Raw genomic sequence first — 15,618 nt, forward strand, 5'->3', positions numbered from 1 at the left:
GCTGGCGCTCCGCTTTTTTGCAACCAGTCCCGCCGCCGCATCTCAAAGCGCCGGGTCCAGTTCGCGTGGCGGCAATGGCAGAAGAAGGCAGGGTTCGACCGGCTGTACCCGTTTCATTGCTTACGCCACAGCTCGATCACGGCCGTCTATCTGGCCACCCACGACCTGTTCCTGGCGCAGAGATTTGCTCGACACCTGTCACCGCTGACCACCACGGTGTACACTCACCCGAGTGATGAAGAAGTGCGCCGTCGAGTTCGTACCCTCTCATGCTGATTGTGGCACATGAAGAGCCGAACGATTCCCGGGACCTCCTTTGACCGAACGAAGCCCTTCTACCCTCTTGTTACGACCTACTTGATTCAACTCTTCGGTTTTCGCGAGATGGCCGTCCGTGGGTTGATTGGCGGGCCTGCCTACCGCGCTGCTATCGAGCCTGCGCTCACCCCAGTTGCCGAGATGAATGCCGACGTCGGTCAGGCGGAACGCGATCGAAAAAAGATTGAGAATCTTCTCGGAGTGTTGACACTGCGCTGCGAGTTCGACCACACCATGATCAGCATAGACCCAGACTTCATTGCAGAGGAGGTGGCCGCCCGGACTCGGCTATACGGACGCTTCATGCGAGAGTCTGCGGCAACACTCCTCGTTCTGGCTTACGAGACGTGCAAGGACGAAGCGTACCAGGACCGGGGCCCCCTTTGGGAGTTCCTCCGGCACTCCCGAAACGGCATCGCACACGGCGGGTGCTTTCATTTCAAGAGAGGGGAGCCCGTTCGTTCCGCCCAGTGGGGACGGTTCGAGATTGCAGCGGACCTGCATCAGACCCCCGTTTTCAAGCGATCGGACGGTTCTGGGATGCTGAGCATTGGCGATCCGATTCGCCTGCTATGGGACATCGAGCAGGCTTACCCCGCGATGCGAAGATCGCCGTCCGGATAGCCGTTCTTGGCCCCGAGATTCGAACCGCATGGCAACCCGCTGACGACGGTGGTGTACACGCATCCGAGCGACGAGGAACTGCACGGGAAGGTGCGGGGGCTGGCCTGCTGAACGCACAGACAAGAACACGGATGGCCTGTCGAGATGCGACCTCGCGCGGCGTCATCGAGAACGTCCAGGCCATCGTCGCCCACGACTCCCCACGGACCACCAAGCTCTGCAACCGGACCTGGGATGAGACCACCCTCGAGGAGGTGGAACGTCTCGCAATCTGACGGAGCACCGCGGCGCGCCCCTGACAGGGCTGTCTCCACCTATCTCGTCAGTTTCCTGAAAAGGGCTCGTCGTCGTTCCCAGGACAGCCGATTGACAAGCGCAAACGTCGCCTTGGTCGAGTTCCAGCGATAGACCTCAAAACCGGTTGGCGTCTCTTTCAGCTTACCTCCAGACACCATGAGCGCACCTTGAGCGATGAGCACTTCGTCTTCCCCGTCGCCGTCGAGATCAATCCACTCTGGGGCCATCCGCATAGCCCGTTCGAAGACCAGGCCTGGACCCGAGCCCGCCGCTCCGAAGACTCGCAGGACCACTCCACTCCCCGTTTCCCAGAGCGTAGCCGCCCACCTGCCGTTAGCGGGCCAGAAACCGACAAATCCGTCCACCGTCTCAAACGAATAGATCGGTTCCTCACCGCCGCGGCGAAAGAACTCGACTTTTCTGACGGGTGGCCCTTCTTGCGCAGTGTTTTCCCTGACCTCGACAACAAGATCGTGCGACCACTGGTCAAAGCTGAAGGGTGCGGCCGCAATTAGTTGCCCCTTCCTCTGCGGTTGTGGGAGTCCTGTCTCAGACGCCACCAGCACCGACAATGCAGCGACCCAAATCACAAGCGGGACAGCGTTCCTGAAACGGTACGAGTTTAAGGCTAGCATTGCTCTCATCGGTGTATCCTGTCCAAGCAGTCCTTGTGGCCACAGGCGCCAGGAAGTTTCTTTAGACAACTCTCGCACTCCAGGAGGTCATCGGCGTAGCCTGGCCCGGTTCCGTATCCTTCGAGGCCCTTCTTGACATCGCCTTTCGCCCACCTGATGCGGAGACACAGATACTTGCTTGCCGCTGCGATGTTCTTGTCGGGGTCAGTCATCTCGTCATGACTCGCGCCCGCGTCCTGCGCGGCGTTCCTTGTGATCTGCAGAAGACCAGTCGCGGACGACTTCGGGTTCCGAGCGGCTGGATCAAACCCGCTCTCCTTCCATGCGATGCAGACGATGAGTTCGTCGCTTGCGTTGACGCAGTTGTTGTTCTTCGCGACTTTAGCCACGACGGACTGAACGTCCAAAGCGTCGAGCCCAGAGAGGTCGAGCACGACGATCGGGTTACCCTCCGCATATCCCCAAAGATTCAGGCCGGCCGCGAGGCCCAAGGGGTCGGGTTCCCAATACCTACCGAGGCGGGATTGATAGTCTCTGAAGAGGTTGTAATGCAGACCGGTCTCGCCATCTAAGTACTGCCCAGGGAACCGTAGGTTGTTCACGACCGTGCCGACCGGCGTGCCGTCGCCGAACGGCCGCTGCTCGACCCTCCAGGCCAGTGCTCCGATCCCATCCGTCATCGCGATGGGGGTGCCGAGGTGATCGGTGTGGTAGAAGAGCAACGCGTCGTTCGAAGTCTTCCGGAGGACCTTGTAGTCGTAGCGGTTCGCGTCGCTGAGGACCGGGTCGTCGTAGGTTCGCGTGGGGTCGGCGACGCCCGCGATCACGATGCTACCGTTGAAGGTCTTGTCACTCTGACTCACGACCTGCTTCCGTCGGACCACGTAGCTGCCGCTGCCAGTCGCGTTGGTCCAATCAAGATGGGCGTTGGGTGGTCCTTTGCTAACGAGCAGCGGGCCCGGATTCCCGGTGAGATCTGCCTCCGTGACGATCCAATCCACCCTCGCCAAAGGGTCGCCTCGGAGATAGAGGTAATCCTCGCCGGTCGTCGCGCTTCCCGGCACTACCTCGGTGAGGAGGCGCCCATTCGGGTCGTAGAGGTAGTTTGTCGTGATAATCCCCGACGTCTTGATGACCCTCCGGCCATCGCCGTCGTAGGTGTACGTGGCCGTTGGCCCTGAATCCACGGTCGCGAGCCGGTCGGCCTGGCTGTACTGGTACGTGTGGGTCCCGTCGCCCGTGATGTTCCCGTTGTTGTCGGAGGAGTAGGTCGCTGCTTCACCACCCGTGCTTGATGCGAGCCGGTTGGTGGACGGGGTGTACGTGTAGTTCGTCGCCGTCACTGGCGTCGCCTCGCCCTTGCACTGCCGGTTACCGTTCAGGTCGTAGGTATAGGTAACGCCGCCGGTGCAGCCGACTCCATTCCCCCAGAGCCCTGGAGCGGAGGCCTGCGTCAGCCGGTGGGCCTCGTCGTACCCGAAGGTACGGTTGTTCGCGGCGTTCAGGTTGTCCGTTCGGCTCGTGAGGTTCAGGTCGTTGTTGAAGACGTGGGTGTAGCTGAGAAGGCCCCCTAGGGTCCACGTGCCGAGCTGGTAGCGGCTTCCGTAAGAACGGGCATCCGAGAGCAGGTTGCCGAACCTCATTTCTGTCCGCGGCCCAAACGGCTTGTACGAGAACGTGTCCGCAACGATCGTGGTTCCCCCGTTCACCTTCGTCCTGACGAGCGACACGCGGTCTGCGTCGTCGTACTGGTAGTCCGCCTCGCCTTGCCGCAGCAGCGGGCTCTCCGTTGGGTAAAGGATCTGAGTGAGGTTGCCGTTCTTGTCGTAGTCGTACTGGGTCGTATAGGTCCTGAACCCGATCGCCTTGTCTTCCTTCTTCAACAGGCCGCGCCGGTTGTAGTGGTAGGCCGATGTGCCCGAGGGGTCCGTCATCCCGGTCCTGCGCCCGACGTTGAAGAACGTCCCCGCCGGAGAATCCGGCGCGTCGTAGCTGTAGGTCACGTTCAGGCTGGGCGTCGGGTACGTGACCGTGAGGAGACGGTTGACGGAATCGTAGGTGCGGTTGACCGTGACCGCGTTCGCGTTCGTGATCGCGGTGAGGTTCCCGGCCGGATCGTAGGCATATGAGGTGAGGCCGGTGTCCGGGGACGTCGTGGAGAGGCGCCACCCCAAGTCGCTGTTCGTGTACGTGGTCTGAAGGCTCCGAGGGTCCTTGACGCTGGCCATGTTATCCTGCCCGTCGTAGCCGTAGGTCGTAAGCAAGCTCGACACGCCCACGGTCTGCGTAACGGTCGAAAGCCGCTTCAGCGTGTCGTAGTCGAACGTGGTCACGTGCCCTTCGGGATCCTGCTCCGTGTGCCGCGTGCCGTCGTCGTAGTACGTGTACTGGGTAAAGACGGGGCCACAGGTACCGGGGGTCGGCGCGCCATGGCAGACGCGTTCCAACCGGTTGAAGCTGTCATACTCGAAGTTCGTGAACCGCTGCGGGACTGCGCCCGCGTCCTGGTACTCCTCTCGCGTCCGGTTCCCCTCAGTGTCGTAGGTGTAGACGATCTTGTTCCCCACGGCGTCGTGGATCTCCTTGAGCCGGTTCACGGTGTCGTACACGTATTCCAGACTGAATGCACAACTCAGGCCGGTCTCGACGCAGTTGGGAAGCCGCACGCGATACAGGTTCCCGACCGGGTCGTACCGGTTCTCCGTGGTGATGGCGTCATCGACAAGCGTCACGCTCGTCACCCGGTCCTTTCCGTCGTACTCGTACTGCGTTTCGACATCGTTCGGGTCGATGACGCTCTTGATATTACCGTACAGGTCGTAAGGTGGGCGTCCGCCGTCGTGCGACGCGTAGTTCGTCTCGTGGCCCATGGCATTCGTGACTCGCTGGAGGCGCGCCCGCTTGTTCACGTCCGCGTCGCCGTCGGGATAGTACGCATAGGTGGTCACGTCGTCCGGCGCCACCGTACGTGGACCATTCACCATCGCGAGCTGGCCGTGGGTGTCGTAGTCGTATCCCGTAATGTTGGTGAAGAAGTCAGACAGGTTGGGCCCCTGACACCCCTCGATCTTCTGTTCCATGAGATCGCCATTGGCAGAGGGCGTTGTCCGGTACGTGTTCGTCACTACCTTGTTCGGGTGCGCGCTCAGGCAGGCACCGCTTCCGACCGAGGGAATCGTGACCGTCTTCAGGAAGCCGAACGTCGTGTCATAGGTGAACGTCCACATCCGCGTGCCAGACCCTTCCGTCCGGGTGAGCACGTTCCCCTGACCGTCGTAGGTCATGTGTGTCAGCACATTTCGGCCGTCGGTGATGTCCGTCACGTTCAGGAAGTTGTCGTACGCGAGCGTCGTGATGACTCCACCGCCGCACGAGGTACACCCGGGTCCGTTGCTTTGCTTGACAAGTCCGCTGAAGCCGTCGAGGGTGTAGGTGGTCTGGAACCCCCGAGAGTTCGTAACCCTTGTCTGGCCCGCCGCGGGGGTGTTGTATTCGAGTGTGTACGCGTAGTTGCCCGCATCCGACTGCGTCGTCGCAATCGTATCGTCCGCGTTGTAGGTGTGCCCCTCGATCAGGTGCGGCGTCGGTGTTGCGGAATCGTAAGCGGCCGTCAAGTTGTGCCGCGGCGGCGTTTCGTTCGGATCGTTGTACTCGTAGGTCACGAACGAGCTGTCGGGGAAGTCCACCCGCGTGAGGTTCCCAGTTCCGGGGTCGTAGGTGTACGTGACTGTCCGGCCGCCCGCTGAGATCGTTTCAATGCGGTCTGGCGTGGTGCCGTAGTAGGTCACGTTCACGACACGGCCGACCGCGTCCGTGATCGCGGTCAGGTTGGAGCCGGTATACGTCAGGGTGATCTTGTTCCCGATGGTTCCGTTGAACGTCCGGTCACTGATCTGGATCAGCCGGCCGCTCGCGTCGAAGTCCCATCTCGTCTGGTGCTTGTCCGTGACCCGCCAGGCGGGGCTCCCGGGTGCCGACAGGACCAGGTGCTCGATGCGGTTTTCGTCCCACGCCCCCTGGCGGTTTTTCGCGAAGTAGATCCGCCGGCCCGCGCGGTCCACGAACACCTCGCGGTTCGTTCCAGCGGGCTCGATCCGCATCTGGTAGGCGTGCTGCCAGCCGAAGCCCATGGCCCCGTTGAACGTGGACTGGCTGTCGTACCGCCGGGTGAACTCGATCGGCAGCGGGCCCGCGATCCGGAGGTCCGTCATCTCGTGGTACATCCTGCCCGTCGCGACGTCGACGGGGCGGCCCACGAAGCTCTTGTTGCAGTCCCCGCAGCCGGTGCACTCCTTGTAGTTGCTCTGCCACACCTGGATCGTGTTCGAGAAGATCGCCGAGCTGCACGGCGAGAAGCACTGAGCGGGTGATGGCCCGCAGAACGGCCGCGGGCTCATCTCGAGTTGGATCGTGTTGAGGCAGGAGTTGAAGGCGTTGCCGTCGAGCGTGATCGTCTTCGTGACGTTGTTGCAGCTTTCGGAGGTGCCGTCGCAACTACAGCCCGCCCCGCTGCACAGCACCGGAACCCCGTTCACGTACGGGACGATGCCGTATGTGCTCTTGACGCCCGTACATATGTTCCCGGTCACCTGGTAGGTCACATCGACCAGATCCGGAGGCCCTCCAGTCAGGTTGACGTTCGCCTCGTCCAGGGGGCCTGTGATCTGGATGACGGGCGCCGCGAACGCATTCGACGCGGCCACCATGGTGAAGGCCAGGGCCACAAGAAACGCCGGCCGGAGTCTACGCATGGTTGAACTCCTCCTGCGAATGGACCGCACGGGCCTCAGAAAGCTGGGAGCAGTATACCGCCCTCGGGACCCTCTCCCGCGTACTTTACGACGACGCCGTTGCGAACTCGCAACATCTCAGGGGCGGCCACGGAAACATTCAACCAACTCTTCGTATTCGCGGACGGCGCGAACTCTCTCCGCTGGGCGTCGAGGCCGCGGCTCTCCTCTGGGCCGGGAGAGCGAGAGAGCCGTACCGCCGCACCGGCCGCTGTTAACCACTTCGTCGGGGGAGACCACGCCGTTGGAGAGCGCGCACCGTATTTGTGGACGGAAAAGGTCGCGAGTTTCGCGGAGGTGAGCGCGGAAAAGCTTGAGATCCCGGGCTCGCCTGTTAAGCAGAACCCCGATTTGTTGTATCCGGTGGTTTGGCTCCCCAGGAGGGACTCGAACTCCGACCCTTTGGTTTACGGCTCGGTGCGTCCCCTAGGTTCGATACCGGGCTTGGCGGAGGGGTGGTCGACAATCCCGAGACGCAAGGAGTTCCTTCGGCTTGGCATCCCCCGTCTCGGCCTGCCTGATCTGCGTGGGATAGACACGCCAGCGCAGCCCTCCCGCCGCCTACGGCGCGAACATCTCCTGCAGCACGACGAGCGCCCTGGTCAGGGTCGCGGGCGCAAGCTTCCCGAGCCGCCGGGCCAGTCGTTCCCGATCGACGGCGCGCATCTGGTCGAGAACGATGGACCCCGCCTTACCGCGGAAGCGGCACGGAATGCGAAACGGGTACGGGTGTCCGCCCGTCGTGAGGGGCGCGATCAGGAACGTTCGCAGATGGGCATTCAGCTCGTCCGGCGACACGACCACACAGGGCCTCGTCTTTCGGATCTCGCCGCCGCGCGTCGGAGCGAGATCGACGAGGAAGACGTCGCCGCGACGGATCCCGGCCGCTACTTCCACTGCCATTGCTCTTCGTCGAAGCGCGTCGGCGTGACCTCGTCGGTCAGCCGGTCGTCGCCCCGCTGCCTCGACCGGCGGGCTGCGTCAGCCCATCCGGAGCGGGGCCGGGAAGCCGGCGTGATGATGATCGCGCCATCCCTCACGCGGATATCGACGTCCTCCGCGAGGCCCGCCTCTTCGATGACCGGCTTGGGGAGGCGGATGCCCCGGGAGTTTCCGATTCGAACGAGACGCGCCTTCATGGTCCCCACCTCCGGGTGTGACCACAATGTACTCACGTTGCGCTCTCCCGTCAACGCGGCCGCACGGAAGCCGAGCGGCCGCAGCGTGGCATTCGGACATCGAGTATGGACGGTACGGCACGTGGGGCTGACCTACAGGCAGCCGTCAGGGGTTTCTCGGGCGAAACCCCGCGCCCTGCGGCTCGGGGCAGGGACCATCCGCCCGGCCTGCCTCGAGGTCGTCGAGCCGCCGCCCCGAAGAACCTACTTCAACATCTCCCACAGGTACGCGTACTCGAGCGCGGTCGTCGTCGCGCGCTGCTTGTTCACGGCGCCGCTACCGTGGCCGCCCTCGATGTTCTCGAAGTAGAGGACCGGGTGGCCCATGTCGAGCATCTTCGCGACCATCTTGCGCGCGTGGCCGGGGTGGACGCGGTCGTCGCGCGTCGTCGTCCAGAAGAACACCTTGGGGTACTGCACGTCCTTCTTGACGAGCTGGTACGGCGACCACGTCTTCATGTACGCCCAGTCCTCCGGCTTCTCGGGGTTCCCGTACTCGTCCATCCAGCTCGCGCCGGCCAGGAGCTTCGAGTACCGCTTCATGTCCAGCAGCGGGACCTGGCAGACCACGGCGTGGAACAGGTCGGGGCGCAGCGTGAACGCGGTGCCGACCAGGAGGCCGCCGTTCGAGCCTCCCTCGACCCCGAGGTGGCGCGACGTCGTGATCTTGCGCGTCACGAGGTCCTCGGCCACGGCGACCAGGTCCTCGTGCGTCTTGATCCGGTTCTCCTTCATACCGGCCAGGTGCCAGCGTGGTCCGAACTCGCCGCCGCCGCGGATGTTGGCCAGGACGTAGACGCCGCCGCGCTCGAGCCACGCCGCGCCCCGGGTGCCGCTGTAGCTCGGCACCATGGACACCTCGAAGCCGCCGTAGGCGTAGAGCAGCGTGGGGGCGTCGTGGCCGGCCTCGTACCCCTTGGGCGTGACCACGAAGTACGGGATCTTGGTGCCGTCCTTCGACGCCGCCTCGTATTGCTCGATGCGCATCCCCTCCGCGTTGAAGAACGCCGGGAGCGATTTCACCTTCTCGGCGCTCCCGCTCTCGGCGAGGAAGAGCGACGAGGGCGTCAGGAAATCCTGGTAATTGAAGAAGAACAGGTCGGCCTCCTCGCTCGCGGCGGCGACGCCGACGTTCCCTCGGCCGGGCAGCGGGACCTCCTCCCGGGTCCACGCTCCCGCCGACAGCGCGAGGCGGTAGAGCTTTCCGCGCACGTTGTCGAGGGTCGTGATCAGGACGCGGTCGCGGGTGTGCGACACCTCGTCGAGGGAGCAGCGCTCCGTCGGCTCGAAGAGCACCGTGAGTACTTTCCGGTCCTGGAGGAGGTCGTCGAGGCGGGCGGCGAGGAGCGCCCCCTGGTGGTAGGCCGTGTCGCCGGGCTTCCAGTCGGTCCTGAGGGAGAACAGCACGTGGTCGCGGAAGATCCCCTTCAGGGACGCGTCCTCGGGGATCGCGAGGCGCACGAGGCGGTTGTCGAGGACGATGTAGACCCGCGAGGTGAACGCGGTGAGGTCCTGCACGACGACGTCGTAGCGCCCCTCCGGGTTGAAGACGCTGCCGCCCCCGGCGCCGACCTCGTCCTGTTTCCCCTCGAAGACCGTCCGCGCCTCGGCGAGAGGGGTGCCGCGCTTCCACAGCTTGACGATGCGGGGGTAGCCGGAGGAGGTCAGGGTGCCGGTGCCGAAATCGGTCGCGACCCAGAGCGTGTCCTTGTCCCTGAAGCTCGCGCTGCTCTTGGCCTCCGCGAGAGCGAACCCCCCGTTGACGAAGCTCTTGGTTTCGGCGTCGAACTCGCGCTGGACCACCGCGTCGCCGCCGCCGCGGGAGAGGCTCACCATGCAGCGCCGGTACTCCGGCGGGAGGCATTCCGCGCCCTTGAAGACCCACGTCTCGTTCTCGGCCTTCGAGAGCGCGTCGACGTCGAGCACGGTCTCCCACGCCGGCTCCGGCGTTCGATACGAGTCGATCGTGGTCCGCCGCCAGATCCCCCGCTCGTGCGCCTTGTCCTGCCAGAAGTTGTACACGAGGCGGCCCTTCAGATCGGGGTACGGGATGCGCGCCTCGGAATCGAAGATCTCGAGGCTCTTCGCGAAGATCGGCTTGTACAGCGGAACGGCCTCGAGCTCGGCCTGCGATTTCACGTTCTGGTCCTTGACCCAGGCGACGGCCTTCGCTCCTTCGATCTCCTCGAGCCACTGGTACGGATCGGGCTCCTGCGCGAGCGCGACGGCGGGAAGGAGCAGAACCAGCGCGGCGGTCGCGGCGGCACCTCTTCGCATGGCGGTCCTCCCTCCCCGGGGCGCCCGCTTCCGGCGGGCGCTCGACGGGAGCCGTGAGTGTTTACGTCCCGGGCTGGACGCGGTTCTGGCGGATCAGGGGGCCTTCCAGACCACCGTCTCCCGCGCGTCGAAGAGGACGAGCGACGCGGGATCGGTCCTCTGCTTCTCCACCGCCTTACCCTTCCTCTTCGTCTCGACCTCGAGCTTCGTGACCCCGAGCACGGCGCGATCGCGCCCCTCGGCGTCCGAGATGGTCATGCTGGGATCGCCGCCCCGCGAGACGTCGAGCCTGGCCGCCGCGAGCCCCTTGCTGGCGGCGACCAGGGGGCCGGAATCCGGCGAGGCCAGGAGCGTGACCGACGCGTCGCCCCGGTCGCCGGGCGACGAGAGGGAAAGGGCCGGGCCCTTGTCGCTCAGGAGCAGCGACGCCTCGGTCCCCGCCGACTTCGAGTCGTCGACCACGAGCCCCGCGGCACCCCCCGCCACCAGCCTGGCGACTCGCCTTCCCTCCGCGTCGCCGAGGTCGAGGATCGTCCCGTCCTTTCCGATCTCGAGGTTGGCCCGCACGCGGCTCTCGTCGCTGAGCGAGAGGACCGGACGGCCCTGGACCAGCGCCAGCTGGATGGCGCCGTCCGTCGGTCCCTTGATGCTCAACGCGGGGTCGCCGTTCGCCTCGACCTTCATGGTGATGCGCGTCGCGCCCACGTCGTCGACGACCTGGATCTCGCGGGCCTTCAGGACCTTCACGGCCTCCTTCTTGGGGGCGGACGGCGCGAGGAGGAGCCCCGCGACCGCCAGGACGGCCGCAGAGAGCGCGACGCGCTTGAGGCGGCGGTTCTCCCGCTCGAGACGCTCCACCCTGGCGACGAGACTACCGTGCGTCGATTCGCTCATGGCTCACTCCCGCGAGTTGCGGACCCGCGGCGATTATAGTTTGAGGAGCGGCCTCGGACGCGCTCCTGAACCGCGGGTTATCATGGCCTCATGCCCGGCCCGCTCGCGAAGGCCCGGAAACTGACCCTCTGCATCGCCTCCTCGTGCGCCTTGCTGGGCTGCGCCCGCTCGCCGGATGCCGGCCCGGGCGAAGGCAGGGTCGCCATCCCGGCCCCTTCCCTCGCCGGGAGCGTGCTCAGTAACGCACCCGAGCAACCCGCGCTGGTCTTGCTGCCGGCCTCGTACGCTTCCTCGGGCCGCGCGTACCCCACGATCTACTTCCTCCCCGGGTTCACCACCGACGTCACGGAGTACATCGATGGCTCGTTCAACGGCCTCGACCTGAGGCGCGTCATGGCCGCCCACGGCGCCGCGCACCCGGGCGCCGAGGCGATCGCCGTGATCGTCAACGGCCGGAACGCGCTGGGCGGCTCGTTCTACGTGAACTCGCCGGTCACCGGGCGGTGGGAGGACGACGTCGTCCTCGACGTGGTCCCGTGGATCGACGCGCACTACCGCACGATCCGCCGCCGCGAGGCGCGGCTCCTGGCGGGCGAGGGCATGGGCGGGCTCGGGGCGCTCCACCTTGCGATGCGCCACCCGGACCTCTTCGGCGCGGTCTACGCGCTGAGCCCGGAGGTGTTCGACGAGAAGGGGCTCGACGATCAAGGGATGCTGTCGCGGCCTGCGCTCGTGAAAGCCTGGCGGATCGAGAGCGAGCGGATCGCCGGCTGGCCCGCGGCCGAGGGACCCGCGCGGCTCCTGCAGTTCGTCGGGGAGCTCTACGCCGCGAACAGCCAGAGGTTCAACCGCTCTCGGGCGTTCGCGTACGCCTATGGCGCCGCGTTCGCTCCCGACCCGGGCGGAGGGCCACCCTTCATGGCCTATCCCCTGCGCGAGAGCGCCGGGACCACGGTTATGGACCCCGAGCGCCGCAGGCTCTGGGAGGACGGCTACGGAGGGTGGGAAGCGAAGATCGCCGCGCACCGCGAGGGGCTGCGATCGCTCCGCGCCATCGGACTCGACATCGGCCGGAACGATGCGCTCGCCTGGGTCCCGCGCGGCGCAAGGCGGGTGGCCGATCTCCTGCGGCAGTCGGGGATCGAGCCCGAGGTCAATGAGCACGACGGAGGGCACTGGGACCGGCTCGGCGAGCGCATCGAGCAGGGGTTGCTTCCGTTCATCGCTCGCCACGTGGCGGCCGGGAACATCGCGACGGCGGAGCGATGAGCCGATTCCGTACTCCGCCTCCAGGCGTCCCCGCGATCCTCGCCGCGGCGGCGTTCGCGGTCTGGCTCGGCGCGGCGCTTCTCCCCTACTACGGGTTCTTCATCGACGAGCTGTACTACGTCGCGTGCTCGAGCCGCCTCGACTGGGGGTACGTGGACCATCCGCCGCTCTCGATCCTCCTCCTGCGCTTCTCCCGCGAGATCCTCGGCGAGGGACGCCTCGCGCTGCGGCTGCCGGCGGCTCTCGCCGGGGCGCTCACGGTCTGGCTGACCGCCCGTCTCGCGCGAAGGCTCGGCGCTCGAGGCCTCGGCCAGGGGATCGCCGGCGGCGCCGTGCTGGCGGCGCCGATCTTCGGCGTGCTCTTCGGGTTCTACTCGATGAACGCGCTCGAGCCGCTCGTCTGGCTCGCCTCTGCGGCGATCCTCGTCGAGATCGAGATGAGAAACGAGCCGCGCCTCTGGCTCCTCTTCGGCGCGGTCGCGGGAATCGGGCTCGAGAACAAGCACACGGTCGTGCTCTTCGCGGCGGGGCTCGCGGCCGGACTCCTGCTGACCCCGGCGCGCCGGCACCTCGCGGGACGGTGGCTCTGGCTCGGAGCGGGGATCGCGGCGTTGCTCGCCGCGCCCAACGTGCTCTGGCAGGTGGCTCACGGCTGGCCGTCGCTCGAGTTCTACCGGAACGCCGACCTGTACAAGAACGTCCGGACGCCGCCTCTCGAGGTGCTGTTCCAACAGATTCTGGTCACGAGCCCTGGAGCGCTCCCGGTCTGGATCGCGGGACTGTGGCTCCTGTGGAGTCGCCGCGACGGCATCCTCCTCCGCCACCTCGCCTGGATCTACCTCGCGCTGCTCGGCCTGATGCTCGTGGGGCAGAAGAGCCGTCCCGACCGGATCGCCGCGATCTACCCGCTGCTGTTCGCCGCCGGAGGGGCCGCGCTCGATGTGGCGGCGCGGGCGCCGCGGTGGCGGTGGCTGCGGTGGAGCGTTCCGGCGTGGCTCGCGGCGTGGGGCCTGCTCCTGGCGCCCATGGGGCTGCCGGTCCTTCCGCCGGAATCGCTCGCGTGGTACATGCGGCTCGTCGGCGGGGCGCCGCAGATGGAGCGCGGCGAGGGGAAGAGAACGCCGATACCGCAGTACTTCGCCGATCGCCTCGGGTGGGAGCGGCTGGTGGACGACGTCGCCGCGGCGGTGGAGACGCTCCCGGCGGCGGATCGTAGGCGAGCGGTCGTGTTCGCCCAGGCGTACGGCCCGGCCGGGGCCGTGGAGTGGCTGGGACGAAAGCGGGGCCTGCCGCCCGCCTACACCGGCCAGAACAGCTATTTCCTGTGGGGACCTCCTCCCGATCCGGTCGACGTCGCCATCGTGCTCGGCGACGACGAGCGGCGGCTGGCGGAGCTCTTCGAGGAGTTCGAGCTGGCCGGAATCCACGAGTGCGGATCCTGCATGCCGTGGCGGAACCAGATGCCGATCTGGATCGCCCGCCACCCCAAGGTCCCGATTGCGAAGCTCTGGCCGTCGGTCAAGCACTACGAGTGAGGTCCACCGGTCCCGGAGTCTTCTCCGGCTACCTGCGCTTCGCCTTGGCGTCGATGTACTTCGAGAAGGCGTCCGGCTTACCGGGTGGTGCGATCTCGAATGCGATGTCCACCGAATCGCTTCCCGTCTTCGCGTAGGTCAGGCGGAATCGCGGGCCGGACGTTGACGCCTCGCTCAGGAACTCCACGGCGCTCTTGCCCGGACGCGCGGTGACCGCGTACCGGATGACGTGCCCCTCGTTGTCGAAGTAGATCGCCCGGAGGGGCCCGCCCTCGGACTCCCGGTAGACGACCATCAGGTCGTCGTGCCTGGACGCCGGGCGGTCCTTCGTCGCGGGATAGGCGGCGTAGTTCTTCCGCACCAGGATGCGGCCCTGCAATTCGGGGTGGAACGAGAACTCCCCCTCGCCCAGGCCGGGCTGCCCTCCGCCTCCGCCGACCCAGTCGCCCACGAGGAATTGAAGGGGGCCCCAGTCGCCCTTCTTCTCCTCGCCTCCTCGCGCGGAGGTCGGGGGCAGGAGCCCGACGGCGATGACGACGAGCAGGAGCCGAAGCGTTCGCTTCATGGATTCACCCCCCGGCCCCAGCCTATCCTCCTGAGCGTCGACCGTCGACTCCTTCCCACGAAGGAGTCCGGACCGACGACCCTTGGGGGCGGAGATTCGCCCGCAGGGCGAATCCGTGGGATGATTCCGCGTCCCGGATGCCCCGGGGCTTCTCCAGGTCCGGCCTCGGGGAGGAGGTAGCCTTGCGATTCACTCAGACCGTCGCCGCCACGCTGGCGGCCGCTTCCGTTGCCGTGCTCGCTTCGTCGTGCGCGGGACCGAGTACGGCGAGGCGCGCCGAGGTCCTTCCGTTCATCGCGGACGACTACGCGCAGGCTCTCCACGATGCGAAGGCGCGGAAGCTGCCGATCTTCGCCGATTCCTGGGCCCCCTGGTGACATAGCTGCCAGTCGATGCGCGCGTTCGTGTTCACCGATCACGCGCTCGAGAGGCAGGCCGGACGGTTCGTCTGGCTATCCGTCGACACCGAGAAAGAGAAGAACGCGGGCTTCCTGGACAAGTACCCGATCGAGGCCTACCCCACGCTCCTCGTGATCGATCCCGACACCGAGCAGGTGATCCTGCGCTGGGTCGGCAGCGCCACGGTCCCCCAGCTCGAGAAGCTCTTCGACGACGGCGAGCGGACGCTGCGGGGCAAGGGAAGCGGCGCCGACGTGGTCCTGGCCTCGGCCGACCGGCTGCTCGGCGCCGGCAAGAGCGCCGACGCGGCCGCGGCGTACAGGGACGCGATCTCGAAGGCACCTGCCGAATGGCCCAGCCGGGATCGAGCGGTGGAGTCCCTGCTCGGTCTGCTGTCCGCGCCCCCGTCGGCGAAGGAGTGCGTCGAGACCGCCCGAGCCGAGCTGCCGAAGGAGCGGACGCCGCACTACGCGAACGTGGCCATGGCCGGTCTCGAGTGCGCCATGGCTCTCGAGGGGCCGGACAAGAAGCCGGCGGTCGCGGAATTCGACGCGCGGGTTCGGTCCGCCGTCGGCGAGCCGCGTATCGAGATGCCCGCGGACGATCGCGCCGGCCTGTACTCCGCCCTGGTGGACGCGCGCAAGGACGCGGGCGACGAGGCGGGCGCGAAGGCGACCGCCGCGGAGTGGCTCGCGTTCCTGGACGGGGAGGCCGCGCGCGCGGCGAGCCCGGAGGCGCGGGCCGTGTTCGACTCCTTCCGGCTCGCGGCGTCGATCGAGGCCGGCGATCCCGCGCACGCGATCCCGATCCTGGAGCGGTCCGAGAAGGACCTCCCCT

14 protein-coding genes are annotated in these 15,618 nt (G+C 66.4%); 7 read left to right on the plus strand and 7 right to left on the minus strand.

The features are described from left to right. From LAO51_16360 to LAO51_16370, 3 genes are all read left to right on the plus strand, one after another. Nucleotides 1–276: tyrosine-type recombinase/integrase (locus LAO51_16360; protein ID MBZ5640315.1), on the plus strand; the 276-nt coding region annotated here is incomplete at its 5' end. Nucleotides 277–285: 9 nt separating this feature from the next. Continuing rightward, nucleotides 286–942: a hypothetical protein gene (locus LAO51_16365; protein MBZ5640316.1), complete on the plus strand. Its 657-nt coding sequence runs from the start codon at nt 286–288 to the stop codon at nt 940–942. A gap of 131 nt (nt 943–1,073) precedes the next feature. After that, a complete protein-coding gene (locus LAO51_16370) occupies nt 1,074–1,217 on the plus strand; it encodes a hypothetical protein (protein ID MBZ5640317.1) in 144 nt (47 codons plus the stop codon). A gap of 39 nt (nt 1,218–1,256) precedes the next feature. On the opposite strand, the gene LAO51_16375 is transcribed toward LAO51_16370, so the two are convergent. The 6 genes from LAO51_16375 to LAO51_16400 form a co-directional block, all read right to left on the minus strand. Further along, on the minus strand, nt 1,257–1,883 hold the full coding sequence (locus LAO51_16375) for a hypothetical protein (GenBank protein MBZ5640318.1): 627 nt from the start codon (nt 1,881–1,883) through the stop codon (nt 1,257–1,259). Beyond that, nucleotides 1,880–6,625: a DUF6531 domain-containing protein gene (locus LAO51_16380; GenBank protein MBZ5640319.1), complete on the minus strand. Its 4,746-nt coding sequence runs from the start codon at nt 6,623–6,625 to the stop codon at nt 1,880–1,882. Before LAO51_16380 ends, LAO51_16375 begins: the two co-directional genes overlap by 4 nt. Before the next feature lie 600 nt (nt 6,626–7,225). After that, nucleotides 7,226–7,567: a type II toxin-antitoxin system PemK/MazF family toxin gene (locus tag LAO51_16385; GenBank protein ID MBZ5640320.1), complete on the minus strand. Its 342-nt coding sequence runs from the start codon at nt 7,565–7,567 to the stop codon at nt 7,226–7,228. Further along, entirely contained in the window at nt 7,552–7,803 is a 252-nt protein-coding gene (locus LAO51_16390; GenBank protein MBZ5640321.1) for an AbrB/MazE/SpoVT family DNA-binding domain-containing protein, read from the minus strand. The genes LAO51_16385 and LAO51_16390 overlap by 16 nt, the downstream gene beginning before the upstream one ends. Nucleotides 7,804–8,046: 243 nt before the next feature. Continuing rightward, nucleotides 8,047–10,119, minus strand: coding sequence for a prolyl oligopeptidase family serine peptidase (locus tag LAO51_16395; GenBank protein ID MBZ5640322.1), 2,073 nt, complete (start codon nt 10,117–10,119; stop codon nt 8,047–8,049). Between the two features lie 93 nt (nt 10,120–10,212). Next, a complete protein-coding gene (locus tag LAO51_16400; protein MBZ5640323.1) occupies nt 10,213–11,013 on the minus strand; it encodes a hypothetical protein in 801 nt (266 codons plus the stop codon). A gap of 90 nt (nt 11,014–11,103) precedes the next feature. On the opposite strand from LAO51_16400, the gene LAO51_16405 reads away from it, so the two are divergent. Together LAO51_16405 and LAO51_16410 are read left to right on the plus strand one after the other, a co-directional pair. After that, nucleotides 11,104–12,282 carry an esterase family protein gene (locus tag LAO51_16405; protein MBZ5640324.1) on the plus strand — a complete coding sequence of 393 codons (1,179 nt, stop codon included), beginning with the start codon at nt 11,104–11,106 and terminating at the stop codon, nt 12,280–12,282. Further along, complete coding sequence (locus LAO51_16410; protein MBZ5640325.1) at nt 12,279–13,817, plus strand: glycosyltransferase family 39 protein; 1,539 nt, start codon at nt 12,279–12,281, stop codon at nt 13,815–13,817. Before LAO51_16405 ends, LAO51_16410 begins: the two co-directional genes overlap by 4 nt. Before the next feature lie 28 nt (nt 13,818–13,845). Here the strand turns inward: LAO51_16410 and LAO51_16415 are convergent, their stop codons facing one another. Then, entirely contained in the window at nt 13,846–14,382 is a 537-nt protein-coding gene (locus tag LAO51_16415) for a hypothetical protein (GenBank protein ID MBZ5640326.1), read from the minus strand. Between the two features lie 182 nt (nt 14,383–14,564). Between LAO51_16415 and LAO51_16420 the strand changes: the two genes are divergently transcribed. Both LAO51_16420 and LAO51_16425 read left to right on the plus strand, forming a co-directional pair. Next, nucleotides 14,565–14,759 carry a hypothetical protein gene (locus LAO51_16420; GenBank protein ID MBZ5640327.1) on the plus strand — a complete coding sequence of 65 codons (195 nt, stop codon included), beginning with the start codon at nt 14,565–14,567 and terminating at the stop codon, nt 14,757–14,759. A 15-nt stretch (nt 14,760–14,774) separates the two neighbouring features. Beyond that, nucleotides 14,775–15,618: thiol reductase thioredoxin (locus LAO51_16425; protein MBZ5640328.1), on the plus strand; the 844-nt coding region annotated here is incomplete at its 3' end.

It is taken from the genome of Terriglobia bacterium (assembly GCA_020073205.1).
In the GTDB taxonomy this organism is placed as follows: domain Bacteria; phylum Acidobacteriota; class Polarisedimenticolia; order Polarisedimenticolales; family JAIQFR01; genus JAIQFR01.